Below are 24,660 nucleotides of genomic sequence, written 5' to 3'. Positions count from 1 at the left end.
ATACCAAAAATATCACTTCTTTTCTATCTCTCTGTTTCTTTTGACTTTGTACCTTTGTTCTTGGAATGTTCTTTAGTCCATGCTTTTTGCTGATCTTCTTTTTTGATTTGCTTTTGGAATTCCTCTATTGCCATTTTAACACTTGGCTTTTCTCCTCTTGCTATGGCTTTTTTATAGGCTATTTCTATCTCCATATTTATATCTATTCCAAAATTCTTATTTACTTCATCTACTACATATTTGATATGTTTTATTTGACTGATTTCCTCTTTTATAAATTTTTGGTTAAACATGAGATGATCTATATCGGTCTGTAACGCTCTTTTTGCTTGCTCCCATTTTTTTATTTCTATCTTTTCGCTTCCGCTTAATTTTTTGAGGATAGATTTTGCTCTGATATAGTTATCGATGTCCGCCTTATGGGAATTGTAATATTCTTCTTTGCTTGCACCAGCAATTTTACTGAAGATAGAATTATCCGCTCCCTTGTATCTATCGTATACCGTTTTATGCTCTTTCATTATTTTCGCTTGTTTGATTAGGGTTTCTATGTTCTTCATTTGCTTATTACAGTCTGCTATTTTCCCCTTATTTTCTTTCAGTCTTGTAGTTACTTCCTCTTTTTTACCCTGTATATCTAAGATTGTTTTTAGGTTATTCCTGCTCATATAGGATAAGGTGTGCATATACTTTTTAGAATCAAACTGTTCTTTTCTCATTCTGCTATCATAACTTAGATTTTTAGATAGTTCTTTTTGAATGTTATAGTAGGTTTCAAGATAGGAATAGACATCAAAAAGGTCCGGAGTTAAGTTATACTCTTCTTGTTTTTCTTTGGAAAATCCTTTCAACAAGCCTTTTACCATAGTTACCAAACTTAAAATCCAACTGCTTATTTCTGCCATTTCTTCTTTTAATTTTTTTAACTCTGTATTTAAAGCTATGATTTTTCGGTTTTGATTTCCTCTTTCTGCCTGTATTCCTTTTTTCTCCATCTGATAGCTTGCTGTTCCCAAATGAACTTGCGGGAGTTCTTCTCTTCCTTGTTCTTCAAAGGTGCGTGAATCGATTCTTTTATCTATATTATTTTTTGCTAAATACTCATTTGCTTTCTTTGAAAAGTTCTCCCTCCATTCTTTCGCTTTATCAGGCTCGTTCCAATCATTTAAGTTTACTTTTCTTGATTTGTAGTTTCCGCTTTTCAGTTTTATCTTTTCTCCCTTTTCGTCAAGGATATATTCTTTTCTGCATTTTGGTTTCCAGTTTCCTTCACGATCCATTTCTCTAAGGGTAAGTAAGATATGAGCATGAGGTTGTTCTTGATTGTCGCTTGCCTTCTTATTATGAATATTACAATCTGCTATCATCCCTTTAGAGGTAAAGTTTTCTTCTATAAACTCACTGATGAGGTTTATCCTATCTTCTTCACTTAATTCTCTTGGGAGTGCAAAGAGCAGATTTCTTGCCAGTTGTGAGTTTTTACTTTTTTCTATCTCTTCTACACTGTTCCACAAGTATTCCCTATCAGAAAATTTTTTAGGGACATGTTTCGGAAGAAATATTTTTGAAAATACAAGATCATCTATTTTAGAGTAATCCTCTAATTTCCCATATCTATTATCTCTTAATCTATCTCTCGCATTATATGCAGCTTTAGGGATAACTTTCCCTCCACCTGTTCTTGTAACAATATCTACATGGGTATGCAAACTTTTGATTTCCATTCTTTTCCGCTCCTTTCGATTTACGATTTTTGTATTTTCGTGCATAAGAAAAGCAGATAGATTTTTCTTGATTTTTTTCTATCTGCCAATCTTTATCCAATATCTAATTTTCATACTTTTAATATCCTGATGATGAAAGCTATCTTTACTCCCTTTTTCAAAGGGCGCAAAGATACACCGACTACATTCGGTGCTTTGCGTTCCTGCGGAAAACCTACCGCTCCGCGAAGGAAACAAAAACGCTAAAGCATTTTTATTTGCTCAAAGGGGGCTACACTCCCCCTTAAACTTCTGTGAACTTTGTTTTTTACTGATTAAAAATCAATAAAAAACAAAGTATTAAAACCCTTTTCACTTTGCACCATCCATTTTCGTATTTAGTTTTCCTAAAAGCCACCTATCTAATCTATCTTTTTAATCTTCATTTTCTAAAAAATCAGCTTCCATATCTTCATCAAAGTTTTCCTCTTTCAGTTTGTCGGCATTATCCTTTTTATCATCAGGATTTTCTGTTTCTTTCCTATCCAGTCCTCTATCTTTCAAGTGAATTTCTGTAAGTTCCTTTAGCTTTTCTCTGTTCCTGTTATCTGATAGTACATAGTCTAAAAAGGCATAGATCAAATCATTATTTGTCTCTTCTTGCCTACCTGTAATTTCTCTTTCAAAGGCTTCAAATACTCCTCCTTTTCTTACTTTTCTTTGGGTTTCTGCACTTCTTTTGAGTTTACTTATTTTTTGATTAAGTTGCTTAGCTCTGTTTTGTGCTTTTTCAATTTTACTATTTTCTTTTTCTAATCACCCTAAAGTGTTTATCTGGAAGCGATTTAGGTTTAGTGGTTGTTTTATAACCCCAATACCCCAAAGAATCTAAGTCTGCTAATACGTCATCCGCTATACTTGAAATTGATTTAGACACATCGTAATAGCTGTATCCATCCCCACCATCGGGTTGTCTCCAGCTTGTCAAACCTATCGAATATGCATAGCAATTATAGTTTTCATAATTTGAATTCCAAGTGCCTAAAATTGTGCTATCTTTCAAAGAATATCTGGATAAATAACTCGTTTCAGGATAAATCTTTGAAAAATCTTTTTCTTTGAGTAATCCTCTTTTTATAAGAGATATTTCAAGATTTTTAAGCATTTCATTCGATGGCATATAATTAAATTGCGGCACACTTGTATCTAATTCCTCTTTTAATAACAATGGTGTATACTTGTACACAAAGGTCTCTGCTACATCTCTGTGAGTATCATAATACGTCGGCAAGGTCAATTCACCATTTTCAAGTTCAGCCAAAAGTTCTGATTTATTCATCAATAAAATTTTTTCAGCTGATAACTCAACTTCATCAGCATAACTTAATGTTTGTGGCAAAACCATAACAGCAAGTAAAATAAACGCTAACGTATACAAATATTTTTTTATTTTCTCCAACATTTCTTGATTCCTCCTTTATTTCTATCTATATTTTTCTAGTAACAATTCATATACTCTTTTCACTTCCTTTGCAAATCGAAAATACATTGCATGAGAACGACTTGAAATCCCTTGTATCCACAAATCGAAATCTGTTTTTAATATTTTTGCTATTTCTTCTTCAATTAAATATTCTTCTAATTCATCATCCACTTCCAAACCATTCTCAATAAACACTTTATACAACTTTTCTTCTGATAGACCCTTTAGTTCATAATACATATAGTCATTCATAGATTATTTGTTATTGTTTTGCGAGACAAAATAAATAGGCAAAATATTATCAAAGCTATCAAAAAAATTTTTCATTCCTTTCAACACCTCTCATTGCTTTATAATAATATTACAAAATCATCTCCGTTTTTATACCTCTGAGGATTTATATTTTTCATACAAAACGCACCTCCTCGTAATCTATTTTAATCAAGAAACCTTAACCAGTTAACACCTACAATTCTTGCAAGAATAGGTTTCTTTTCCATCCAAATCAAATACTCTATAGATACATACTCCCAATTTTGTGGCTATCGCATTTGCCACCTTTAATGACGGTGGTTCTGACTTCCCGTTTTTTTCTATAAGACTTATATATTGTCTTGTTATGTCTAAATCATCAACTAATTCCTGTTGTGTTATTTTTTTCTCTTTCCTTATTTCTTTAATTCTATTTTTCATAAGGTTAATCCTTTCTAACTATATTTAGATTATATCATTCATAAAAATATATTGCAAGTATTAATTGCTATTTTTTATTAATTTCTCTTGAATGTTAAAATTTCTGCAATATAAAAATAAGCATTTACTCTTTCCGTTCTGATTGTACTATCTTTAAAAATTTTATACAAAATGTATATTACTGTTTTGGTCAAAATATATCTCTATATTATAAAAGTTTTTCCCTTAATAATTTCGTCATAATTTCTTCCAAGTCTGTCAATTGACTTAATATACAGTTCATCTCCCTCTTTGAGTTTTCTAATAAGACTTTTATATTTTCTGGGGTTAAAGTCTTTTCCGCTTGCCTTATCAATATAGATTTGCTTCATCTCTATTCCCTATTTATAAAATAGCTGTTAATTGCCTGTTTATATTCTGTTCCTTTGTCGATACTAGTGTATTGACACGTTGATATTTACTATTATAACAGTTATTCATCCTCTGTTGTAAGCTTAGGATACAATGAGCTTAACTTCACTCTGGCATCTGCGGTTCGAAATTGCCAGTTCACTGTTGCCATTAGAGTATTGCGCTCTGTTTCCCAGGCAGCTAACTCTTCGCGAAGGATAGAAATACTTTCGATTCTTCGCGCTAAGCACTGTCTACTCATTGCATTAAGTTCTATTTCTGCAATGTTAAGCCAACTCCCGTGCTTAGGCGTATAGTGAATTTCTAAACACTTGATGATTCTTCTTGCCTCATCAGGCGTATACCTCTTATATAGAGAGGATGGTTTATGCGTGTTGAGGTTGTCCATAACAAGAATGATCTTTTCAGCGTAGGGATACATCACATCAACCGGGTATTTGATCTCTTCTGCCCAATCAAGGGCAGTACGATGTTCTCTCACACTGACATGATGAGTGCCTCCAAGTGGCTCGACAAAAGCAAAGATACTGCATGTACCATTTCGAACATATTCAGAATCTATTTTTTGATCATTGCCCGGACGCATAGGCAAGCATTGTCTTGCATCACCCAGTAACCGGTAGGGTTTTTCATCCATGCAGACAAGTGGGATGTTGGGATTATATGGGAGTTCATATACATCAAGGATATCTTCCATACATGCTATGAATTCGGCACTTTCTTTGGTCGGGATGCACCGGTAGTCGTTTTTGTGAGGTCGAAGTTTGTTTTTTTTAACGCTCTTCGGATTGCCTCACGGCTAACAGGAGTGTCAAGAACAACTCTTGATTTTTCTTCCAGTAAGCGGATCGTCCATCTGGAGTGTCCATCCGGAACCGGACCACAGGCAAGTTCAATGATACGTGCCTCTGCACACCCATCCAATACACGCCTTGCATTGTCTGAATTGACGCTACGTTTAAATGTTGTTACTTCATCAATACCACCATGAACATACTTTTGCACAGTTTTGGTTACTGTCGACATAGATACACCATTCGACTTTGCAGACTGTTCATGAGTAAGCATCTTTGCGTGCGATTCATCCAGATCAATAAGAATCTGGCATCTGCATCGAATCGTTTTACAGGTATCCTTTTTTCGGATAACAGATTTTAAATACTCTAATTGCTCATCGGTAAGTTCGATTTTATACCTTCTTGGTCTTGCCATAGGATATCACCACCATTTTTTTAGTGGTTTTAGTATATCATAAGTCAGTAACAATAGATAGGACTATTTAGACTAATATCAATATGTCAGTACACTAGTATAACGGCACGTTGAAATTCATAGTAATTCCGACTTTGATATGAACTCTTTCAGTTTATATCAAAGGCAGGAAATAAAGATAAATATCAATATGTCAAGACACTAGTATATTTTTAACCTCCTGTTTGTTTTTTTACATTTAAGATGTTATATGGATACCTTGAGTAAATATGCACTCTATATTTTGTCGGTTAGACCTGATATAGTTCCTGCCCCTGTATCTCACAGCAACGTTTTGTTCTACTTGGCAGGCTCTTTTCTGATACTTAGAAAGTCATCGCCTACTTCCCCATAAATACATATCCTTACAGACCGATCATTCAATTGTCAAAGAACAATTTCTTTATGTCTGTATGATAGTGTATTTTTGCTGTTCTTCCTGTATGTCCACAAAGTTGGAATTTAAGGTAATTTTTTCATTTTTCCACGATTGTGGAAAATATGGTATAATCCTTATGAAAATATTTGTATTAAACGGAGGCTATATCTATGAAGTGTAAAATAACCTTACAAGAACGCTTAAAAGATTTAAGAGTTTCACATAAGTTGAATTTGGAGGAATTAGCTAAACTTACGGGTATTTCAAAATCTGCTTTAGGTAACTATGAGAATGATGATTACAAAGAAATCAATCATGGCAATTTGGTTGTACTTGCACAATTTTATAAGGTTTCTACTGATTATCTTCTCGGTTTAACAGAAAATAAAAATCACCCAAATACAGATTTGACTAATCTACATTTGAGTGATAATATGATTGATTTGTTGTTAAGCGGTTCTATCAATAACCGTTTACTTTGTGAAATTGCTACACATGATAAGTTTAAGGAGCTTATGGCTGATACGGAGATTTTTATTGACGGTATTGCTACTAAGTGTTTTAATGACATAAATGATTATCTTAAAGATGTAAGGACTGAAATTATCAGTCAAAATCCTTATGTGAAATAAGATCTCCCACTAAAAACTCTTTCAGCTGCTCAGATAAGAGAAGAGGATTTCTTTTGTCATATTACCCATAAGACTTGGGATGCCATTCTAAAAGATATTCGTAAAAATCACGAACATGATATTGATAGTATCGCCGATAACGATGAAAATGTCTTGTCCGTTCAGAAAGTTCGTCAAATCATGAAATCTTCCGGAAAGAACATTGATAAGTATATTGAGGTTTTCTGTTCTTCCATGGGGATAAAATATAAAAGGTTATCGGAAAGCGAAAAAGAATCTTTTAGAAAACTGCTAAAAAAATCTCCTTCCATTAAAAACTCAGGCATCAACTTTAGGAAAAGAAAAAGGTAGTCCTAATATTTTAATCTGTGTATTTTGTTTTAACAATCGTAGGTAGGCTTGATAATTTGTATTTTATATTTGAGGTTATTCTATATTGGAATAACTTCTCTTATAGAATACAACATCCTGTAAATAGTTTCATTCTCCCCCTCTATATTCCATACTTTGATAAATCAACTCTGTTATCTTTCACCTCAATCCCCTCTGCCTCAAGCAGCTTTCTTTGTTCTCCCATTCCTCCAAAGGCAAACTCGGGAGCCAACTCACCTTTTGAATTTACCACCCTAAAACATGGGATATTATCAGGATCCGGATTTTTATGAAGTGCGTTCCCCACAGCCCTTGACATCTTTTTATTGCCTGCCATTTCTGCAACCTTTGCATAAGTTGCAACATGACCTTTCGGTATCCTTTTTACCGCCTCATAGATTCTTTTAGTCGGAGAATCTGTTACAAGGTCATAGCTTTCCGCAATCATTCTTTTAATATCATCTTCTTTTACAGTACCGTCAAGTATAATGGTATTCCAATGTTCCTTATTTTGATGGTATCCCGGCATTACGGAAGCATAAGTGCTTCTCCAAAAATCCCTCCACTCAGGGCTTACTTTTACATTTAAATTTATAAAACCTTCCTTCTCATATACACAAAGAAATGTTTTCTTGCTGTCTTTTATCCTGACAAGCTGCCACTCGGCTCTTCTAAACGGAGTATCCAAATATGTATTTTCAAATGATAAGCCGAAATTACATGCCTCTTCCTTCGTTTTCATAATAATCCTCTCTTATATTACCAATATAAAGTAACAGTTTCTAATTCTAACATTAAAACATTTATGCCTTGGTAAATTTCTCTTTTTAACAGGTATTTTCTAATTGCATGAACTGTAAACTTTTAAGAAAAATGCACTGCATTATTTTTTTATCTTCAGTCCTTTAAGGTAATTCTTTTGCTCCGCACTGATACGATTGCTTTCTATCGCTTTTTGAATAGACTTATTATGCGTCCAAGTATCCAACTTATTACCCTCAATAAACGGCAGTATACTTTCATACTGCTTTGCAAGTGCAGTTGCAAAATACCATGCCGTCATCATATTTATATAATATTCCTCCGACCTTACAGCTGCCACCATTTTAGGATATTCGCTTTTAAAATCTTCATCCAAAAAATGTTCCATAAGCATACCTATACCAAATCTTACAGTATAGGTTTTATCCGACTTTAACCATTCATATATATGTGGAAGCAAATCATTGTGATATTTTTTTAATATCTTTGGTGAAAGCTGATCACAGGTTGCCCAGTTATCCAAATAAGGCAAAAAATTTATCAACTCGTCAATACATAACTTAAATTCCTTTATCTCTGAAATTATAAATGCATGAAGCTGATTTTCATCAAAATATTTATGTGGAAGTGAATGTAAAAAATCCTCCACACCTTCCTCTTTTAAAAGTTTCTTTGCATACTTTCTAAGCTCCGGAGTTCTCACTCCTATCATATCTTCCTTTTTTACTGTAGGAATAAGCTTACTGTTAAAATCTCTATACCCTATATCCTGCATTTTAAATAATTCATCTCTTATCTCATCCAAAATCATAATATCTCCTGTTTTAATTTATACATAAGATAATATTTACTGTTGCTTCACTTTTCCTACTGCCATAAACATACTGAAATATATACCGTTTCTTTTACCCTGCATAATTATTTCATAGTCTGTCACTTCCCAACCTGTATTTTCAAAGTATGTATAAATCTCATCCTTTGAAAAGCCGTCATGACCGTCAAAATACGGAAAATCATTATGAAATTCTCTTGGTACAGTACATAAATCTATAAGATAAAATACTCCATCCCTATCAATTACTTCTTTTAAACTTCTAAGTTCAGCCTCAATATCCACGATATGATGGAACGCCTTTTGGCTATATATAAGATCATATCTGTGAACATTATCCGATAAAAAACTCTCATCATAGATAAAAATATTTTCAGTCATAAATTTTTCTTTGTTTTTTAAGAATTCCTCTCTCATGCCGCTTGAACTGTCTATACAATCTATTTTACTGAAATGCTCTGAAAGCAGTATTGCAAGTATACCGTCTCCCGCCCCTATTTCCAGTGCTTTTATCTGTGAATGAGGTTTATTATCAAATTTATTTAAAATAATTTCTTTTATATTTTCACTTGTATTCTTTCTTTGTGGAGTATTCCATCCCTTTGCAAGGGTATCAAAATAATTCTCTTTCATAAAAAACCTTTACCTTTTATAAATTTCGGCTATACATAATAATATTCATGTTTTTCTAAATAAAATTCTATTACATATATAATGATTTTATTTTATCATATAAAATATAAATCCGAAACAAATTAATATCGGATAAAATAATATAAATATAAGAAAGGAATATATGAACAAAGATAAATTACTTTTTATACTACCTGTATTTTTTATTATGATAGTTTTCCTGTCGGTAAATGTTTTTAAAAGCCGCAAGGAGGTAAGTGAAGCAAAATCAACAAATAATATTGAAGCAAACAAAAAGATGGAAAATATAAAGCAATCTGCTCAATACAAAGAAATCTATCTTGCAGGTGGATGTTTTTGGGGGCTTGAAGCCTATATGCAAAAGATAAACGGTATTGAAGATGCTGTAAGCGGTTATGCCAATGGGAAAACTGAAAATCCCGGCTATAAAGATCTTCATAACAGCGGGCATGCCGAAACTGTAAAGGTAGTATATAATCCCGAAATAATCAGTCTTGAAGATATATTGGCATATTATCTTAGAGTGGTTGATCCTGTCAGTATAAATAAACAGGGCAATGATACGGGTTCACAATATCGAAGCGGAATATATTATACTGATAATGATGATAAGAAAATAATAGATAAGGTTTTGGAAAATGAGCAGACAAAGTATGATAAACCCATTGCAATAGAGGTTCAAACCCTAAAGCAATTTTATGATGCTGAGGAATATCATCAGGATTATCTTACAAAAAATCCTACAGGCTATTGTCATATAGACCTCTCACTTGCGGATAAGCCTTTGTCTGAAAATGAAAAAATACATTCTGAGGACAAGCCTTTGATTGATCCATCAAAATATCCGAGACCTTCCGATGAAGAACTTAAAAAATCACTTAACAGTATTCAGTATAGCGTTGCTATTCAAAACAATACCGAAAGAGCATTTTCAAATGAATACTGGAATAATTTTGAAAAAGGTATATATGTAGATATCACAACAAAGGAGCCGCTTTTTTCATCCACAGATAAATTTGAGTCAGGATGTGGCTGGCCGAGTTTCTCTAAACCTATTGATAAAGATGTGGTAAAATATAATGAAGACAACAGCTTTAATATGACAAGAACCGAGGTAAGAAGCAGAAGCGGAGACGCACATTTAGGACATGTTTTTGATGACGGTCCAAAGGATCAGGGTGGAAAAAGATACTGTATCAACAGCGCTTCTCTTGAATTTATTCCATACTCACAGATGGATGAAAGAGGTTATGGCTATTTAAAGTACTTAGTTGAATAATATTGCAAATTATGGAGAGATGATGTATAAGCTGCTTATAGTTGATGACGAACCGATAATCAGGCGAGGGATTAAAACCCTCGCCATATTGTCTGAAATAGGTATAGATGAGATATTTGAAGCCGGTAATGCTGATAAATGCCTGGAGACAGTAGATAAAGAGCATATTGATATTATAATGCTTGATATAAATATGCCAAATACCGACGGGCTTACTCTTGCCAAAATACTTAAAGAAAAAAACAAAAAAATCGCAATTATTATGATTACAGGTTATGACTATTTTGAATATATGCAAACCGCAATCAGAATAGGAGTGGATGATTACCTTTTAAAGCCTGTAAACAAAACAGATATAGAACTTGTTCTCAGGCGAATAATAGATAAGATAAAAACAAATATAGTTAAGGATAAGCTTATGGAGCTTCATTCAGAATATGAGAATATATCCTATGACAATTCAAGCTTTAAAGCTGTAAAGGAATATATGAAAAAAAATATTTTTGACTCTAAGCTTTCACTAGGACTTATGGCTGAAGAACTTGGGTTTAACAGCAGCTATCTAAGCGGCATAATAAAGCAGATTTATGGTATACCTTTTCAGGAATATGTAGGTATTAAAAGGATGGAGCAGGCAAAAATACTTTGTCTCTCCACCGACATGAAAAATTATGAGATAGCGGAAAAAATAGGATATGATGATGTGAATTATTTTACAAACAAATTCAAAAAAACTTTCGGCATTACTCCAAAGCAGTTTAAACAGGGGATAAAATTAAATGAAAACTGAATTAAATTTTTTTTCAAAGCTTCATGTAAGGATTTCCCTTACATTTTTATTGTTTTCTCTGTCTATAATACTTCTGCTCTCAGGCAGTATATATCATTTTACATCAGATATGCTGATTAAAAATGATGTAGTGCGTACAAGAACCATGGTAAATCAAACAGGTGAGTATATATCCTCTTACCTTAAAAAACTTAGAGATTTCAGCAATATTATTGCAGAACATAAGGATATAAAATCCGCTCTTGCTAAATCTTCTCCCGAAGCTTTGGAGTCCATTTCATCACTTATACACCTTGCAAAAGAAGTTGATGAAAATATAAGTGCCGTGGCGGTTATTTCTAAAAACGGCTTTGCAATTACCGGTGACAGTGATATGAGTATTACGCTTTCAGAAGATATGATGGATGAAGAATGGTATAAAAAAGCCCTTGCATCAAATCGCATGCCTATGCTTTCAAAAACAGGACACAGTGCATTTGCATCGGATAAAGGAGCATGGACAATCTCAGTATACAGAGAAATTACAGGGCAGAATAATGAACATCTTGGGGTAGTACTTATTGATATTTCCTATAATTTTATAGAAGATTATATCAAAAATCTTGATCTCGGAAAAAGTGGTTATGTATATATAATGTCTGAAACAGGCGATATTATCTATCATCCTAATGAAGATATATTTAATGATACTAAAAAAAGTGAAGAGCTTAAATCTCTTATGGACGGCGATATAACAGACGGTAAGGTGGTTTATGAGGGTATAATAAATAATTCATCCTGGAAACTTTTTGGAGTTGCATCTTCGGATAATTTAAAAATCCTCCAAAAAAATCTGACTAAAAATATTCTTATTTTGTCCTGTATCCTTATAATACTAAGTTTATTTATAGGTATAATAGCCTCTAAAATACTAAGTGAACCTATTACACGCCTTAAGATTGCCATGATAGATATGGATAAAAAATGGACTCATATAAAAATATCCACGAATATAACTGAAGTGTCGGAGCTTGAAAATGAATACAACAGACTTATTGACAGAATAAAAGCTCTTACAGAGAATATAACAAAAGAGGAAAAGGCAAGAAGAGTTTTTGAACTTAAAATGTTACAAAGTCAAATAAATCCTCATTTTTTATATAATACTCTGGATACAATACTCTGGCTTTCGGAACTAAATGAAAATGAAGCGGTAATTAAAGTTACTTCCGCCCTTGGTAAGCTTTTAAGATTTTCCTTAAGTACCGATCTTGATTTTGTCAGCATTAAGGATGAAATCGAGCATGTAAAAAATTATCTTGAAATACAAAAAAATCAGATATGAGGATATGCTTGTATATGAAATAGATTCTATTGATAATTTAAAGGATGCTTTTATCCCCAAACTTATTATTCAGCCCATAGTTGAAAATGCAATATATCACGGACTTCGCCCAAATGGTGGGGGCAAGATAAATATCTCTTTTGAAAGCTTTGATAATGATATTATTATAATCGTATCTGATAATGGTAAGGGTTTTGATACCGAAAAGCTAAAAGAAGACAGTCCTTCCGATAATAAAATTTATCTGGGCGGCATAGGGATTAAAAATGTTGACCACAGAATCAAACTTCTTTGCGGCGATAATTATGGCATAAGCATAAAGTCCGCACCCGGTATGGGAACAAAGGTCATTATAAAACTTAGAGAAAAGAGCTCATAATAACAGGCCGGAGGTTCACCCTTCGACCTGTTTTTAATACAATATTATTTTTTATTAATTGAAGCCACTAAAGCATCTACCAATGCATCCATATCGCTTTCATTGTTCTCTCTGTATGAAGAAGTTACACTCACCTCATCATCTAAAATATCCATATGCTTTAAGTTTTCAAGTTCAGCCTTCATAAGATTGCCTGAATTTGGTGCCCATGAGCCGTTTTCTATAACAGCACATGTTCTCTATTTTTCTCCATCATACTCCGATATAAGTTTTTTAAATATATCTATAGATTTTTCTATTTTTTCCGTTTCAACACAGAATGACAGCCTGACATACTCCTTCATACCGAAGCCCTCCCCCGGTACCAGCAGCATATTATATTTTTTTGCTCTCTCACAAAAATCTACACCGTCATTATTTGGGGATTTGATAAACATATAAAAAGCTCCGTCAGGATTTGCTACCGTATATCTCATCTTCAGTAATTCTTTAAATAAAATATTTCTGTTGGTTCTATATACACCTATATTCGGTTCTACATCCACACAGCTTTTTACTACATACTGAAACATAGAAGGTGCGCATACATATCCAAGGACTCTGGCGGCACCGCCTACAGCCGCAAAGACATCTTCATGATTTTTCACCTTATTCGGTACCAGAATATATCCTATTCTCTCACCCGGAAGTGAAAGAGATTTTGACCATGAATATGCCACCAAGGTATTATTATATAGATTCGGCAAAAACTCAGGCTTTTCATCTGTAAATACAAGTTCTCTGTACGGCTCGTCACTTATAAGAAATATAGGATGAGAGTACTCATTTTGTTTTCTCTCCAGAAGTTCTGTAAGTGCCGATAAGTTTTCCTTAGGATAGATTACACCTGACGGATTATTTGGAGAATTTATAAGTATTGCCTTTGTATTTTCATTTATTTTATTCTCAATTTCAGAGATATCAAGACAAAGATTTTCACTGCATTTTGCAAATACCGGCTTACCTCCCTGCCCCTCTATAAATACCTTATATTCAGGGAAATACGGAATATTTACTATTATCTCATCATTAGGCTCTATAATCGCTTTAAATATAATATTAAGTGAGGCGGAGGCACCACAGGTCATAAAAATATTTTTGTCTGTATAGTCGGTAAAAAAGCGCTTATTCAAATTTTTAGCAACTGCAAGCCTTGTATCAGTATCACCGGCTGATGAAGTATAACTGTTATAATCCTTTGGTGAAAGTCCCTCCACCATATACTTTATGGTATTTGCCACTTCTCTCGGAGCCGGAGTACTTGGATTGCCAAGGCTGAAATCAATTACATTTTCCGCTCCAATCTCCTTTGCCAATTTGTTCCCATACTCAAATATATCTCTTATAACCGACCTTTTTGTGCCAAGATCAAGCATTTTTTTTGAAATCATTTTTTTCTCCTATTTTACTATAGTAACTGATGCCCTGGCCGGCAGACAAACTGCGGAATCTCCGACATTTTTTATATAGCCGAACTGTTCACAGATATGGTCGGGACATTCACTGTGGATAAAGGCAATCGCACCGTCCTTTATATTTAAATGTATTTTAATACCGTTACTTTCTAAATCTATTTCCCTGTCTTTTGATAAATCAATATCCATACTTAGATTATTGCCGTACTTTAATACCGCCTTGCCGCTTGTCTTTTTATTTAAGAAAAAATACAGCCCGGCTGCAATACCTATTATAAGCACAACAATAATCAAAATAATATCATTTCTTTTCAGCTTCATTACTTTAGGCTCTCCAAAATTCTTTTTGAAGCTTCGATTTCTTTATTTATAGCTTCCAATCCCGGAGCACCCTTAGTATTTCTCTTTTCTACACAGGTCTTTAAAGAAATCGCCTCATAAATATCCTTATCAAAAACCTCCGAAATATTTTTGAACTCTTCCAAAGTAAAATCATCAAGTGCCTTATTATGCTCTATACCATACAATACAAGCCTGCCAACTATTTCATGTGCATCTCTGAATGCTACATTTTTCTTAACAAGGTAATCAGCTGCATCAGTGGCATTGGTAAAGCCTCCCTTTGCACTTGCTTCCATTCTGCTGTGATTAAATTTCATACTTGATAACATTCCACTCATCAGCTTTATAAGGCTCTTTACAGTATCTATAGCATCAAAAGACATCTCTTTATCTTCCTGCATATCCTTATTATAAGCAAGCGGCAATCCTTTCATAGCGGTAAGCAGTGATATAAGACTTCCGTAAACTCTGCCGGTTTTACCTCTGATAAGTTCTGCAATATCAGGGTTTTTTTTCTGCGGCATTATAGATGAGCCTGTAGAATATGTATCATCCATCTCTACAAACCTGTACTCATCAGTGTTCCATATGATAATCTCCTCACTGAGGCGGCTTAGATGCATTGATATTATAGAGAGATCGGACAGCAATTCTAACAGATAATCTCTGTCACTTACAGAATCCATACTGTTTCTTGTAGCGGTATCAAAATCAAGCAAATCGGCAACATAATCTCTGTCAAGCTCATATGTGGTTCCTGCAAAAGCACCGCTGCCAAGCGGTGAAAGATTCATCCTCTTTCTTGTAGAGACTAATCTGTCATAATCTCTAAGAAACATTTCAAAATATGCACCGAAGTGATGTGCCAATGTGGTCGGCTGTGCTTTTTGCAAATGTGTAAATCCGGGCATATATGTAGACCTGTTATCTTCCATTATATGAAGTACTTCAGATAACAGCTCATACAATAACTCCTTAAAAGTATCAATCTCATCTCTGATATATAGCTTCATATCAAGTGCAACCTGGTCATTTCTGCTTCTTCCTGTGTGAAGCTTCTTTCCGGTATCACCTATTCTCTCTATCAAATGTGCCTCTACAAATGAATGTATATCCTCACTGCCGTCATCAAACCTTAAATTTCCTTTTTCTATATCTTCTTCTATTGACTTAAGCTCCTCAATAATTCTGTCTCTTTCATCAGCACTTAATATATTCTGTTTTGCAAGCATAGTTACATGAGCAATACTGCCTCTGATATCCTGCTTATAAAATCTGTGATCAAATGAAAGTGACTCGTTGAAATTTTCAACAAGTTTATTTGTCTTTTTTGTAAATCTTCCACCCCAAAGTTTCATATATTCTCCAAATTTCTATTCTTTATTATCGCCGTCATTCTTTGTATCGGTTTCTTTATTATCTTTTTCACCTGTACCGGTTAATGCCTTACGAATTCTAAGATCCACTATTTTAGAATCTCTTTTTGTATCTTTGCTTTCTGTATTTTCAAAGCTCTCAGTATCCGATTCAGACAAAGCATCGTTACCGGATTTCACATCAGTGTCGTCATCATATTCATCCGATTCATCTTCATCATCTTCTAAATCTATCTCTTCCATTTCATCTTCTCTAAGTCCAATTTCTTTTTTAATAAACTTAAAGTCATTGTTTTTAAAGTGTATAAACAGATATATTAATAACAATATAGCTATTGAAGCTCCGCTTATTATTACTCCCTTCAAAAAACCGACAGTCTGATACTTAAACTCTATCTGATGCTGACCTTTTTCAAGCTTTAGACCTATGAAGGCATCCATAAGCTTTATCTTCTCAGCTTTTTTACCGTCTACATATACATCCCATCCCTCATCATATGGTATGCTTGTAAAAAGTGTAGTGCTTTCTACCGAATGGACATTTCCAACCAGATTTGTATCCGATATCTTACTGAGTGTCAACGGATTTGTATTCAAAATATAGTAAAGTTTCTTCAGTGAATCATAATTTACTCTGTATACTCTGGCATCAATTGATTCTCCCTTATTCTTACTGTCTGTATTTACAAATCGACCGTTCTTCTCACCGTCCAAAGTACCAAGTTCAAGGATATAATGCCTGTTTAGATTTTTGAATGATTTCTTATTTTTACCGTCTCCAAAGCTGAACTCTACCTCATCAATAACCGGATTGGTTATATAGGCATAGTACTCACCGTCTTCATCTGTAATAAAGTTTACAGAACTTGACTCACTTACAGTTTCTATCTGTTCAAATATGTCCGGCAAACCATATACAGCGGCAAGATCATTTTGTACCTCTATAGGGTCGCCAAGGTTTAGATTCCACTCATCAGTGAATCTTTCATCCACCATAAATCCAAGCGGCAAAGTATATGGAATTTCATACAGGTAGCTGTTACCTGATACATCCAATAATGAAATATTTGTATTTCTTGTCTCTCCTGTATATATTGCATACTTTACACTAAACAGCATATCAAGTAGCGGTGTCTCTCCTGTAATAGAGTATGCATTTGTAGATGCCTCATTTCCAAGCTTTTCAAAAAGATCTGAAAGTGCTGCATTGGCAGTTGATGAAAATATAGATACGGATCTGAAGTTCATCCATGCACCGTCATCCTTTGTTTTTCTTTCAACTTTATCAATGCGGTAAAAATCATCCTTCGGCAGTTTTGCTACAAGTGCCCTTACATCCTTATTGTCCTTTATATAATCGCTTCTGATTATTGTAGTGACACTGGTTACGGACATATTTATACTTGATTCTATTACCACCAATGCAAGTGCAATTAAAAATAAGTTTGTAGCCGGAAACCTGTTTCTTATATACAGATATATAAGAAGTGCATATATGGCAATAAAAATCATTGCCGCATAGAATACTGCAAAGTGGAAATCCTCATTGTTCACTATCTTTTGTGCCAATAAAATATAGCCCATGCTTACACCTAAAGCTATTTTAAGATCCCTTGCGGTATTTTCCTCAAGCCTGTCATATGCCCTTGCACATATATAAAGTACCAGAAAAATATATATAAAGCTCTGTCTTGCAGGGAGTGAATTCGGATAATGCAGTCCATGCCAAATATAATTCAGCACATTTATAGAAAAGCCTGCCAAAAAAAACATAAGCAGTGACATATATACCGCCTTTTCCTTTTTGCCAATCTTTTTATTAAGCAGATAAAGCACTGTAAACAAAAACACTCCTACTCCACAATAGATATTCGGCCAGTGGTCAAGCCCTATTTCTATCTGTACATTGCCGATATGTCTGGCAATCATATCAAATATTGAAAAATATGATTCAAATGTTGTAGGAAAGTTAAAATTTCCCGATGCTGTAAGCTTCAGGGCATATATCTCAGGTAACAGTACCACTGCACTAAGCCCTCCGGCAAGAAGTGAATATACTGCAAACTGTACAGAAGATAATAAAAATCTTCTTAAATCATTTTTACGCTTCAATATATGTAATGAGATAAAGTATATCACCATAAAAATACATATCATTATAGAAATATAGTAGTTTGAAAGTATACATATGCCAAGACTGACGGCATACAAAAATCCCTTATTTTTCTTCACAAGACTTTCAAGGCCAAGGCATACTATCGGAAACAATACTATACAGTCAAGCCACATAATATTCCAGCTGTACGCCGCTATATATCCTGAAAGTGCATAGAATATTCCAAAGAAAACTATCCCGGATTTTTTCTTTATAGAATGCTTTGACAGATAATATGTAAAGCTAAGCCCCGACAATCCAATCTTTACCACAATCATATATGTCATAAACTCTATCACATACGCCTGTGGGCAAAGTACAATCAACCAATTAAGCGGACTTGCCAGATAGTATGCATACAGTGCCGAAAAATTGATCCCCATACCCAGATCCCAACTATACAGCAGTGAACCGCCATGGCTTAGTTTATATTTAAACTCTGAAAAAAACGGAGCATACTGATGATACATATCAGTTCTTAAAAAGCTCTCATCTCCAAAGGGGAATATACCTCTTTGCACAAATATCAATACCATTATAAAAACCGGTACAAAAAAGGATACAATAAATAACGCCCTTTTATCCAGTATAGTTTCTTCTCTATGATTCAAATTCAAATCTTCCATCTTCTTCCTCCGTTTCCTAACTAATTATAGTAGAGGTCATTTTTTTTATCAATCTAATTAATAAGATTTATATACAATACTAAAAAAAAATGCTATACTTCTACCTAAAAGTTATTAGGAGATATATGAAGAAGAAAGTTTTATTGTATATTTTGGCTTTCGCCATAATACTTATTGTGATTGCCGTTATATTTTCAAATAGAAGAAGAAAAAAAGAAACGGAAACTACTGTAGAAACTACTACCACAGAAGTGGAGACAACCACTGTTCCGCCTACAAAGGCGTATGAAACAGATGAGAACTATAAAAGAAAAATAGATTTTAACTCACTTAAGGCTACCAATCCTGATGTTATAGCCTGGATATATATTCCCGGTACTGTTATTGACTATCCGATATTATGGAAGGAATATGATATTGAATACTACCTGCACCATGATATAAATCATAAGGAGTCCTACTATTCCGTATATATGGACGGATACAGTAATTCAGATTTTTCAACACTTAATAATATCATATACGGCCATCATATGAAGGACGGACAGATGTTCACAGATATAACCAAATTTAAAGATGAAAACTTTTTCAATGAACATAGGATGATATATATTTATACACCAAATAAGACATATAGATTAAGGGCCTTTGCAGCGCTTTACTCTGATTCGGCTCCTGAAAGAAGACAGACATACTTTGATGATATGGACTATTTCCACAAATATGTAGACAAAATGACAGAGAAGTGTAAGTTCAGAGATATTCCTGCAAGCGGTATCGATAAAATATGGTCTTTTATCACCTGCTCATATGAAGGTGACGACACCAGAACCATTCTATATGCATATGAATTAAATGATGATGATGAGCCGCAAAGATATGATTTATCAAATATAGATTTCGGTGCGGATCACAGGTAAAATTATAACTGATGTAAAATACTATAACATTTGGTTATATGTATTATATTATATAATAAATTGACATTTATTATATTGGTGCTATAGTAAAGGGCGAACCATTTTTTATTGTTTTGTCAAAACTATCACTACTGCTTTAAAATATTGAGAGGTAACATGAGACGAGTATTTTCACTTATTGTAGATAATTCTTCAGGTGTTTTGAGCCGTGTAGCCGGCCTTTTTTCAAGGAGAGGTTATAATATTGACTCTCTCACTGTCGGAGAAACGGCCGACCCGCGCTTTTCAAGAATGACTGTGGTCTCTATAGGAGACGAGGACACACTTGATCAGATTGTAAAACAGCTGAGAAAACTGGAAGATGTAAGAGATATCAAGGTTTTAGAGGAAGGCAAAAGTGTCTTCCGTGAAATCGTCATGATAAAGGTTAAAGCAAACGCTTCACAAAGGCAGGATATTGCGGCACTTTGTGATATATTCAGAGCCACTATTGTAGATGTGGCTAAGGATTGTTTGACGGTTATGCTTACAGGAGACAATTCAAAGCTTGAGGCACTTTCAAATCTTCTTTCAGACTATGAAGTTTTGGAGCTTGCCAGAACAGGACTTACTGCCCTTTCAAGAGGCAGTGAGGATGTAGTTGTTTTAAATTAATTTTAACGATTCACCTAACAGGTTAATCATAAAAGTATTTCAGGAGGTATTTTATGTCTAAAATTTATTATCAGGAAGACTGTAATCTTTCAATGCTTGAGGGTAAGACTATTGCCATCATCGGATATGGCAGCCAGGGACATGCACATGCATTGAACTTAAAGGAAAGCGGATGCGATGTAATCGTCGGTCTATATGAAGGCAGCAAGTCATGGGCTAAGGCACAGTCACAGGGACTTAAGGTTTATACAGCTTCAGAAGCCGCAAAGAAAGCTGATATCATTATGATTCTTATCAATGATGAGCTTCAGGCCGATATGTACAAAAAAGATATTGAGCCGAACCTTGAGGCCGGAAATATGCTTATGTTCGCTCATGGTTTTAATGTACATTTCGGCTGTATCAAAGCACCTAAAGATGTTGATGTTACAATGATAGCTCCTAAAGCTCCGGGACATACCGTTCGTTCGGAGTACCTTGAGGGTAAGGGAACACCATGTCTTGTTGCCGTAGAGCAGGATGCTACAGGTAAGGCACTTGAACTTGCACTTGCTTATGGTGCAGGTATCGGTGGTGCAAGAGCAGGTCTTCTTGAAACAACATTCCGTACAGAAACAGAGACTGACCTTTTCGGTGAGCAGGCTGTTCTTTGCGGTGGAGTTTGCGCTCTTATGCAGGCAGGTTTTGAGACTCTTTGTGAGGCGGGATATGATCCGAGAAATGCATATTTTGAATGTATCCATGAGATGAAGCTTATTGTAGACCTTATCTATCAGTCAGGATTTGAGGGAATGAGATATTCTATCTCAAATACGGCTGAGTACGGTGACTATATTACAGGTCCAAAGATTATTACAGAGGATACAAAGAAGGCTATGAAGAAAATCCTTTCAGATATCCAAGACGGTACATTTGCTAAGGAGTTCTTACTTGATATGTCTCCTGCCGGTCGTCAGGTACATTTTAAGGCTATGAGAAAACTTGCTTCCGAACATCCGTCAGAGAAAATAGGTGCGGAAATCAGAAAGCTCTACAGCTGGAATAATGATGATGAGAAACTTATCAACAACTAAGTTTTACAAAAACAGGGGTAGCAAGCGCTACCCCCGTTTTTATTTTTACTCCGTTTGCATCTACATTATATCCGTCTACTACAGTATTTACCAAAAGATCTCCGTTGCTGTTAAAATAATAATCTTTTCCGTTTATACTCTCCCATTTATCTGTTACTATAGCACCGTCAGAACCTGCATAATACCATTTATTCTTATATGATACCCATTCATTTTCCGCATTTACCTCGGACTTTATCTCTGTATTTTGTCCCGGATTTACCTTAGGTGTTGACTTAAAGTCAGCATCACCCTCTATCACAAGTGAGGTGTCAGGATCATTTTTATCGGCGGTATTCTTAGAATTATCCTGTTTGCTTGCAGGAATTTCTTCACTGTCTATGCCTTTATTATCAGACTTATTAGAACCTTTGTATAAAATGTAGAAGACATAACTAAGTTTGTCGCCAATACACTACACAGACCGACTTTAAAAATACGTTTAACCATATTGTTCCTCCTGATAAACAATTATATATTTCCTGTGTAAAACATTTATGATGTTTATGATATCTGATTACAATATACTTTACAGTATCATATATTTGATTAGCTTATACTAACTTAATTGTATAAAATTAAAGTTAGTACTTACTAACTTTTATACAAAAAAATCTATACTTACTAAGGATTTCTCTTTAACTAAGAGGAAATGCAAAAAGTTCCTTAGAAAGTATAGAAAGTATAAATCAAAATTTGTTTATACAAGTTGTATTTAACAGTTAACAGTATAAATGCAGATATAAAGTTCGTCAAGTATTAATTATGTTCTTTTTATGTTTAATGTATACCATAAGCCTTTATATCAATATTTGTTGTATATATTCACGTACTGTTGCATATTGTTTAAACAATTCTATATTCTGATTTTAAATTTATTATACTGCTGTAATCAAACTATACCTATTCTTTCTTTAAAGGTACAAATGTTCTGCTGTCTTCCGTCCTACCTGCCTTTAGGGCATTTTCGTATGCATTAATTGCTTCTTTTACAAAGATATCCTGTGAATTTTTCTTTGCCTCACCGTTTCTCTTTACCTTCTCATAACTGTCATCAGGTAAAAGTATTGAGGCCTTTACATTATCTTCAAGTTCAACCTCAAGATAGTGCTTGATACTCTTTATGATATCCTCATCTGCTACCGGAAATACTATCTCCACTCTCTTTTCAAGGTTTCTGTTCATCCAGTCGGCACTGCCAAGGAAAATCTCTTCTTCACTGTCTATACGGAAATCAAATATTCTGGCATGTTCAAGGAAAGTACCTACAATTGATCTCACCTTTATATTTTCAGATACTCCCTTTATTCCTACTCTAAGACAACATATACCTCTTACTATAAGCTCTATCTTTACTCCGGCACAGCTTGCATTATAAAGTGCCTCTATAATATCCTTATCTGAGAGTGAATTCATCTTTGCAATTATTTGAGTATCACAACCGCTTTTTGCCGCCTCACTACATTGATTTATCTTTTTTAAGAAAGTATCCTTCATCCAAAGCGGTGCTACCACATATCTTTTCCAAAACGGCGGTTCGGAATATCCGCTAAGCATATTAAAGACTGCCGTAGCATCTTCACCGTAACTTTCTCTTGCTGTAAACATACCAAGATCAGTATATAGCTTGGCTGTAGAGTCATTATAATTACCGGTTCCAAGATGCACATATCTTCTGATACCGTCTTCTTCTCTTCTTACTACAAGAGTGATTTTTGAGTGTGTTTTTAATCCTACCAGTCCATAGATTACATGACAGCCTGCCTTTTCAAGCATTCTTGCCCAGTTGATATTGTTTTCCTCATCAAACCTTGCCTTCAGCTCCACCAAAACAGTGACCTGCTTGCCGTTATCCGCCGCATTTGCAAGTGCCTTTATAATAGGAGAATTACCGCTGACTCTATATAATGTCTGCTTAATGGCAAGTACATTTTTGTCGGCAGCCGCCTTTGATACAAAATCTATCACAGGATCAAAGCTCTCATATGGATGTGAAAGCAAGATATCCTTTTTCTTTATTTCCTCAAAAATATCTTCACAATCCGACAGTCTTGCATTGACTACAGGAATATGCTTTTTATCCTTTAGATTGTCAAAGCCGTCAAGTGAATATATCTTCATAAGGACTGTAAGATCAAGAGGTCCGTTTATTCTAAACACATCATCTTCATCCACATTAAGCTCATTCTTTAAAAAGTTAAGCAGACCGGTATCCATTCTCTCTTCCACTTCAAGTCTGATGGCCTCTCCCCACTGCCTTTTCTTCAGTTTTTTCTTAATTTCCTCAAGTAAATCAAGTGCCTCATCCTCATCAAGCTTAAACTCCGCATTTCTCATCACCCTAAAGGTTGCCGCAGAGATTACCTCATAATTCAAGAAAAGCTTATCAATATTTTTTTCAATAATATCTTCAAGATAGATTATCTTTCTTTCTTCAGATTCGGTAGGAATTTCTACAATTCTCGGAAGTACTGAAGGCACCTGTACCATTGCAAAGTCCATATCTCCGTCTACATTTCCAAGATATACATCCTTTTTTTTCTTCTTTGAGTTCTCATCCTTTCTCTTTCTGATAAGTGCCGCAATATTAAGTGTCTTATTCCTTACAAGCGGAAACGGTCTTGATGCATCCACTGCCATAGGTGTAAGAACCGGATATACAAATTCATCAAAGTATTCATTTATAAATTTCTTCTCATGATGAGAAAGTTCATCACCATGACATGCTATATGCAGATGATTTTCTTTAAGCAGCGGCAGCAGTGAATTATTATATACTTCATACTGCTTTTTCACAAAATCATGTGTTTCCTTTGCAAGCACATTCAGCTGTTTGTCTGCACTCATTCCTGAAATATCTTTTTTCTTATAGTCCGCATCCACCATATCCTTTAGCGATGCAATTCTTACCATAAAAAACTCATCCAGATTTGATGATGTAATACTTAAAAATTTCAATCTCTCAAAAAGCTTCACATCATCATCCTTAGCTTCATGCAAAACTCTTGTATTGAACTTTAACCAGGATAACTCTCTATTTATAAAATATTCCACATTGTCAAACTTTTCCATAAAGT

The 24,660-nt window shown here is 34.4% G+C and carries 25 protein-coding genes and 1 pseudogene; 8 read left to right on the top strand and 18 right to left on the bottom strand.

From position 1 onward, the window contains the following. Positions 1-23: 23 nt before the first annotated feature. The 8 genes from mobQ to HMPREF0381_RS07410 form a co-directional block, all read right to left on the bottom strand. Positions 24-1,724 carry a MobQ family relaxase gene (gene mobQ, locus HMPREF0381_RS07445; protein ID WP_040461268.1) on the bottom strand — a complete coding sequence of 567 codons (1,701 nt, stop codon included), beginning with the start codon at positions 1,722-1,724 and terminating at the stop codon, positions 24-26. Positions 1,725-2,138: 414 nt separating this feature from the next. Beyond that, complete coding sequence (locus HMPREF0381_RS16085) at positions 2,139-2,345, bottom strand: hypothetical protein (RefSeq protein ID WP_008751329.1); 207 nt, start codon at positions 2,343-2,345, stop codon at positions 2,139-2,141. A 157-nt stretch (positions 2,346-2,502) separates the two neighbouring features. Continuing rightward, on the bottom strand, positions 2,503-3,165 hold the full coding sequence (locus HMPREF0381_RS07435; protein ID WP_008751328.1) for a hypothetical protein: 663 nt from the start codon (positions 3,163-3,165) through the stop codon (positions 2,503-2,505). A gap of 21 nt (positions 3,166-3,186) precedes the next feature. Then, positions 3,187-3,438: a hypothetical protein gene (locus tag HMPREF0381_RS07430; protein ID WP_008751327.1), complete on the bottom strand. Its 252-nt coding sequence runs from the start codon at positions 3,436-3,438 to the stop codon at positions 3,187-3,189. Between the two features lie 207 nt (positions 3,439-3,645). After that, entirely contained in the window at positions 3,646-3,879 is a 234-nt protein-coding gene (locus tag HMPREF0381_RS07425) for a helix-turn-helix transcriptional regulator (protein ID WP_008751326.1), read from the bottom strand. Between the two features lie 203 nt (positions 3,880-4,082). Further along, a complete protein-coding gene (locus HMPREF0381_RS16080) occupies positions 4,083-4,250 on the bottom strand; it encodes a recombinase family protein (RefSeq protein ID WP_008751325.1) in 168 nt (55 codons plus the stop codon). Positions 4,251-4,351: 101 nt separating this feature from the next. Then, positions 4,352-5,023: an IS630 family transposase gene (locus HMPREF0381_RS07415; RefSeq protein ID WP_154647090.1), complete on the bottom strand. Its 672-nt coding sequence runs from the start codon at positions 5,021-5,023 to the stop codon at positions 4,352-4,354. Next, entirely contained in the window at positions 4,993-5,502 is a 510-nt protein-coding gene (locus tag HMPREF0381_RS07410) for a helix-turn-helix domain-containing protein (protein ID WP_008751323.1), read from the bottom strand. The genes HMPREF0381_RS07415 and HMPREF0381_RS07410 overlap by 31 nt, the downstream gene beginning before the upstream one ends. Positions 5,503-6,090: 588 nt before the next feature. Here HMPREF0381_RS07410 and HMPREF0381_RS15870 point away from each other — a divergent pair. Beyond that, a pseudogene (locus HMPREF0381_RS15870) lies at positions 6,091-6,903 on the top strand (helix-turn-helix domain-containing protein). 142 nt (positions 6,904-7,045) lie between these two features. Here the strand turns inward: HMPREF0381_RS15870 and HMPREF0381_RS07400 are convergent. From HMPREF0381_RS07400 to HMPREF0381_RS07390, 3 genes are all read right to left on the bottom strand, one after another. Next, positions 7,046-7,666 (bottom strand): methylated-DNA--[protein]-cysteine S-methyltransferase, encoded by a 621-nt coding sequence (locus HMPREF0381_RS07400; protein WP_008751320.1) that lies wholly within the window; start codon positions 7,664-7,666, stop codon positions 7,046-7,048. 141 nt (positions 7,667-7,807) lie between these two features. Next, positions 7,808-8,497: a DNA alkylation repair protein gene (locus HMPREF0381_RS07395; RefSeq protein ID WP_008751319.1), complete on the bottom strand. Its 690-nt coding sequence runs from the start codon at positions 8,495-8,497 to the stop codon at positions 7,808-7,810. A gap of 36 nt (positions 8,498-8,533) precedes the next feature. Next, complete coding sequence (locus HMPREF0381_RS07390) at positions 8,534-9,151, bottom strand: class I SAM-dependent methyltransferase (RefSeq protein WP_008751318.1); 618 nt, start codon at positions 9,149-9,151, stop codon at positions 8,534-8,536. Between the two features lie 163 nt (positions 9,152-9,314). On the opposite strand from HMPREF0381_RS07390, the gene msrAB reads away from it, so the two are divergent. From msrAB to HMPREF0381_RS15385, 4 genes are read left to right on the top strand one after another with little or no spacing between them, the layout of a single operon-like run. Next, positions 9,315-10,451: a bifunctional peptide-methionine (S)-S-oxide reductase MsrA/peptide-methionine (R)-S-oxide reductase MsrB gene (msrAB, locus tag HMPREF0381_RS07385; protein WP_008751317.1), complete on the top strand. Its 1,137-nt coding sequence runs from the start codon at positions 9,315-9,317 to the stop codon at positions 10,449-10,451. Beyond that, positions 10,444-11,241: a response regulator transcription factor gene (locus HMPREF0381_RS07380; protein ID WP_242824404.1), complete on the top strand. Its 798-nt coding sequence runs from the start codon at positions 10,444-10,446 to the stop codon at positions 11,239-11,241. The genes msrAB and HMPREF0381_RS07380 overlap by 8 nt, the downstream gene beginning before the upstream one ends. Continuing rightward, positions 11,231-12,565, top strand: a complete 1,335-nt coding sequence (locus HMPREF0381_RS07375) for a cache domain-containing sensor histidine kinase (RefSeq protein ID WP_008751315.1) — start codon at positions 11,231-11,233, stop codon at positions 12,563-12,565. The genes HMPREF0381_RS07380 and HMPREF0381_RS07375 overlap by 11 nt, the downstream gene beginning before the upstream one ends. Continuing rightward, complete coding sequence (locus HMPREF0381_RS15385; RefSeq protein WP_008751314.1) at positions 12,540-12,944, top strand: sensor histidine kinase; 405 nt, start codon at positions 12,540-12,542, stop codon at positions 12,942-12,944. The genes HMPREF0381_RS07375 and HMPREF0381_RS15385 overlap by 26 nt, the downstream gene beginning before the upstream one ends. A gap of 44 nt (positions 12,945-12,988) precedes the next feature. Here the strand turns inward: HMPREF0381_RS15385 and HMPREF0381_RS07370 are convergent, their stop codons facing one another. From HMPREF0381_RS07370 to HMPREF0381_RS07350, 5 genes are read right to left on the bottom strand one after another with little or no spacing between them, the layout of a single operon-like run. After that, the gene (locus HMPREF0381_RS07370) at positions 12,989-13,129 is read right to left on the bottom strand and encodes a hypothetical protein (RefSeq protein WP_008751313.1); all 141 of its coding nucleotides are present in this window, start codon (positions 13,127-13,129) and stop codon (positions 12,989-12,991) included. 54 nt (positions 13,130-13,183) lie between these two features. Next, the gene (locus tag HMPREF0381_RS07365; protein WP_008751312.1) at positions 13,184-14,374 is read right to left on the bottom strand and encodes a pyridoxal phosphate-dependent aminotransferase; all 1,191 of its coding nucleotides are present in this window, start codon (positions 14,372-14,374) and stop codon (positions 13,184-13,186) included. A gap of 9 nt (positions 14,375-14,383) precedes the next feature. Continuing rightward, positions 14,384-14,719, bottom strand: coding sequence for a NusG domain II-containing protein (locus tag HMPREF0381_RS07360; protein ID WP_008751311.1), 336 nt, complete (start codon positions 14,717-14,719; stop codon positions 14,384-14,386). Continuing rightward, positions 14,719-16,098, bottom strand: coding sequence for an argininosuccinate lyase (gene argH / locus HMPREF0381_RS07355; RefSeq protein WP_008751310.1), 1,380 nt, complete (start codon positions 16,096-16,098; stop codon positions 14,719-14,721). Before argH ends, HMPREF0381_RS07360 begins: the two co-directional genes overlap by 1 nt. Before the next feature lie 15 nt (positions 16,099-16,113). Next, positions 16,114-18,897 (bottom strand): YfhO family protein, encoded by a 2,784-nt coding sequence (locus HMPREF0381_RS07350; protein ID WP_008751309.1) that lies wholly within the window; start codon positions 18,895-18,897, stop codon positions 16,114-16,116. A gap of 125 nt (positions 18,898-19,022) precedes the next feature. Here HMPREF0381_RS07350 and srtB point away from each other — a divergent pair, with 125 nt between their 5' ends. The 3 genes from srtB to ilvC all read left to right on the top strand — a co-directional run bounded on the left by srtB (position 19,023) and on the right by ilvC (position 21,544). Further along, positions 19,023-19,817 (top strand): class B sortase, encoded by a 795-nt coding sequence (srtB, locus tag HMPREF0381_RS07345; protein ID WP_008751308.1) that lies wholly within the window; start codon positions 19,023-19,025, stop codon positions 19,815-19,817. 156 nt (positions 19,818-19,973) lie between these two features. Then, positions 19,974-20,471, top strand: a complete 498-nt coding sequence (ilvN, locus tag HMPREF0381_RS07340; protein WP_008751307.1) for an acetolactate synthase small subunit — start codon at positions 19,974-19,976, stop codon at positions 20,469-20,471. A 53-nt stretch (positions 20,472-20,524) separates the two neighbouring features. Then, positions 20,525-21,544, top strand: coding sequence for a ketol-acid reductoisomerase (gene ilvC, locus HMPREF0381_RS07335; RefSeq protein ID WP_008751306.1), 1,020 nt, complete (start codon positions 20,525-20,527; stop codon positions 21,542-21,544). On the opposite strand, the gene HMPREF0381_RS15570 is transcribed toward ilvC, so the two are convergent. Next, positions 21,534-21,845 (bottom strand): cell wall-binding repeat domain protein, encoded by a 312-nt coding sequence (locus tag HMPREF0381_RS15570; RefSeq protein ID WP_008751305.1) that lies wholly within the window; start codon positions 21,843-21,845, stop codon positions 21,534-21,536. The two genes, ilvC and HMPREF0381_RS15570, sit on opposite strands and share 11 nt — an antisense overlap. Positions 21,846-22,486: 641 nt before the next feature. Further along, complete coding sequence (locus HMPREF0381_RS07325) at positions 22,487-24,655, bottom strand: RNA degradosome polyphosphate kinase (protein ID WP_008751304.1); 2,169 nt, start codon at positions 24,653-24,655, stop codon at positions 22,487-22,489. Between the last annotated feature and the right edge of the window lie 5 nt (positions 24,656-24,660).

Source organism: Lachnoanaerobaculum saburreum DSM 3986 (assembly GCF_000185385.1).
Lineage (GTDB): Bacteria > Bacillota > Clostridia > Lachnospirales > Lachnospiraceae > Lachnoanaerobaculum > Lachnoanaerobaculum saburreum.
The sequence above is the reverse complement of the archived record's forward strand: the minus strand, read 5'-3'. Positions and strand labels throughout refer to the sequence as shown.

Excerpts from the sequence above, each read along its gene's own strand:
- mobQ (WP_040461268.1), bottom strand. The coding sequence starts at position 1,724 with ATGGAAATCAAAAGTTTGCATACCCATGTAGATATTGTTACAAGAACA.
- HMPREF0381_RS07435 (WP_008751328.1), bottom strand. The coding sequence starts at position 3,165 with ATGTTGGAGAAAATAAAAAAATATTTGTATACGTTAGCGTTTATTTTA.
- HMPREF0381_RS07430 (WP_008751327.1), bottom strand. The coding sequence starts at position 3,438 with ATGAATGACTATATGTATTATGAACTAAAGGGTCTATCAGAAGAAAAG.
- HMPREF0381_RS07425 (WP_008751326.1), bottom strand. The coding sequence starts at position 3,879 with ATGAAAAATAGAATTAAAGAAATAAGGAAAGAGAAAAAAATAACACAA.
- HMPREF0381_RS16080 (WP_008751325.1), bottom strand. The coding sequence starts at position 4,250 with ATGAAGCAAATCTATATTGATAAGGCAAGCGGAAAAGACTTTAACCCC.
- HMPREF0381_RS07410 (WP_008751323.1), bottom strand. The coding sequence starts at position 5,502 with ATGGCAAGACCAAGAAGGTATAAAATCGAACTTACCGATGAGCAATTA.
- HMPREF0381_RS07400 (WP_008751320.1), bottom strand. The coding sequence starts at position 7,666 with ATGAAAACGAAGGAAGAGGCATGTAATTTCGGCTTATCATTTGAAAAT.
- HMPREF0381_RS07395 (WP_008751319.1), bottom strand. The coding sequence starts at position 8,497 with ATGATTTTGGATGAGATAAGAGATGAATTATTTAAAATGCAGGATATA.
- HMPREF0381_RS07390 (WP_008751318.1), bottom strand. The coding sequence starts at position 9,151 with ATGAAAGAGAATTATTTTGATACCCTTGCAAAGGGATGGAATACTCCA.
- msrAB (WP_008751317.1), top strand. The coding sequence starts at position 9,315 with ATGAACAAAGATAAATTACTTTTTATACTACCTGTATTTTTTATTATG.
- HMPREF0381_RS07375 (WP_008751315.1), top strand. The coding sequence starts at position 11,231 with ATGAAAACTGAATTAAATTTTTTTTCAAAGCTTCATGTAAGGATTTCC.
- HMPREF0381_RS07370 (WP_008751313.1), bottom strand. The coding sequence starts at position 13,129 with ATGAAGGCTGAACTTGAAAACTTAAAGCATATGGATATTTTAGATGAT.
- HMPREF0381_RS07365 (WP_008751312.1), bottom strand. The coding sequence starts at position 14,374 with ATGATTTCAAAAAAAATGCTTGATCTTGGCACAAAAAGGTCGGTTATA.
- HMPREF0381_RS07360 (WP_008751311.1), bottom strand. The coding sequence starts at position 14,719 with ATGAAGCTGAAAAGAAATGATATTATTTTGATTATTGTTGTGCTTATA.
- argH (WP_008751310.1), bottom strand. The coding sequence starts at position 16,098 with ATGAAACTTTGGGGTGGAAGATTTACAAAAAAGACAAATAAACTTGTT.
- HMPREF0381_RS07350 (WP_008751309.1), bottom strand. The coding sequence starts at position 18,897 with ATGGAAGATTTGAATTTGAATCATAGAGAAGAAACTATACTGGATAAA.
- srtB (WP_008751308.1), top strand. The coding sequence starts at position 19,023 with ATGAAGAAGAAAGTTTTATTGTATATTTTGGCTTTCGCCATAATACTT.
- ilvN (WP_008751307.1), top strand. The coding sequence starts at position 19,974 with ATGAGACGAGTATTTTCACTTATTGTAGATAATTCTTCAGGTGTTTTG.
- ilvC (WP_008751306.1), top strand. The coding sequence starts at position 20,525 with ATGTCTAAAATTTATTATCAGGAAGACTGTAATCTTTCAATGCTTGAG.
- HMPREF0381_RS07325 (WP_008751304.1), bottom strand. The coding sequence starts at position 24,655 with ATGGAAAAGTTTGACAATGTGGAATATTTTATAAATAGAGAGTTATCC.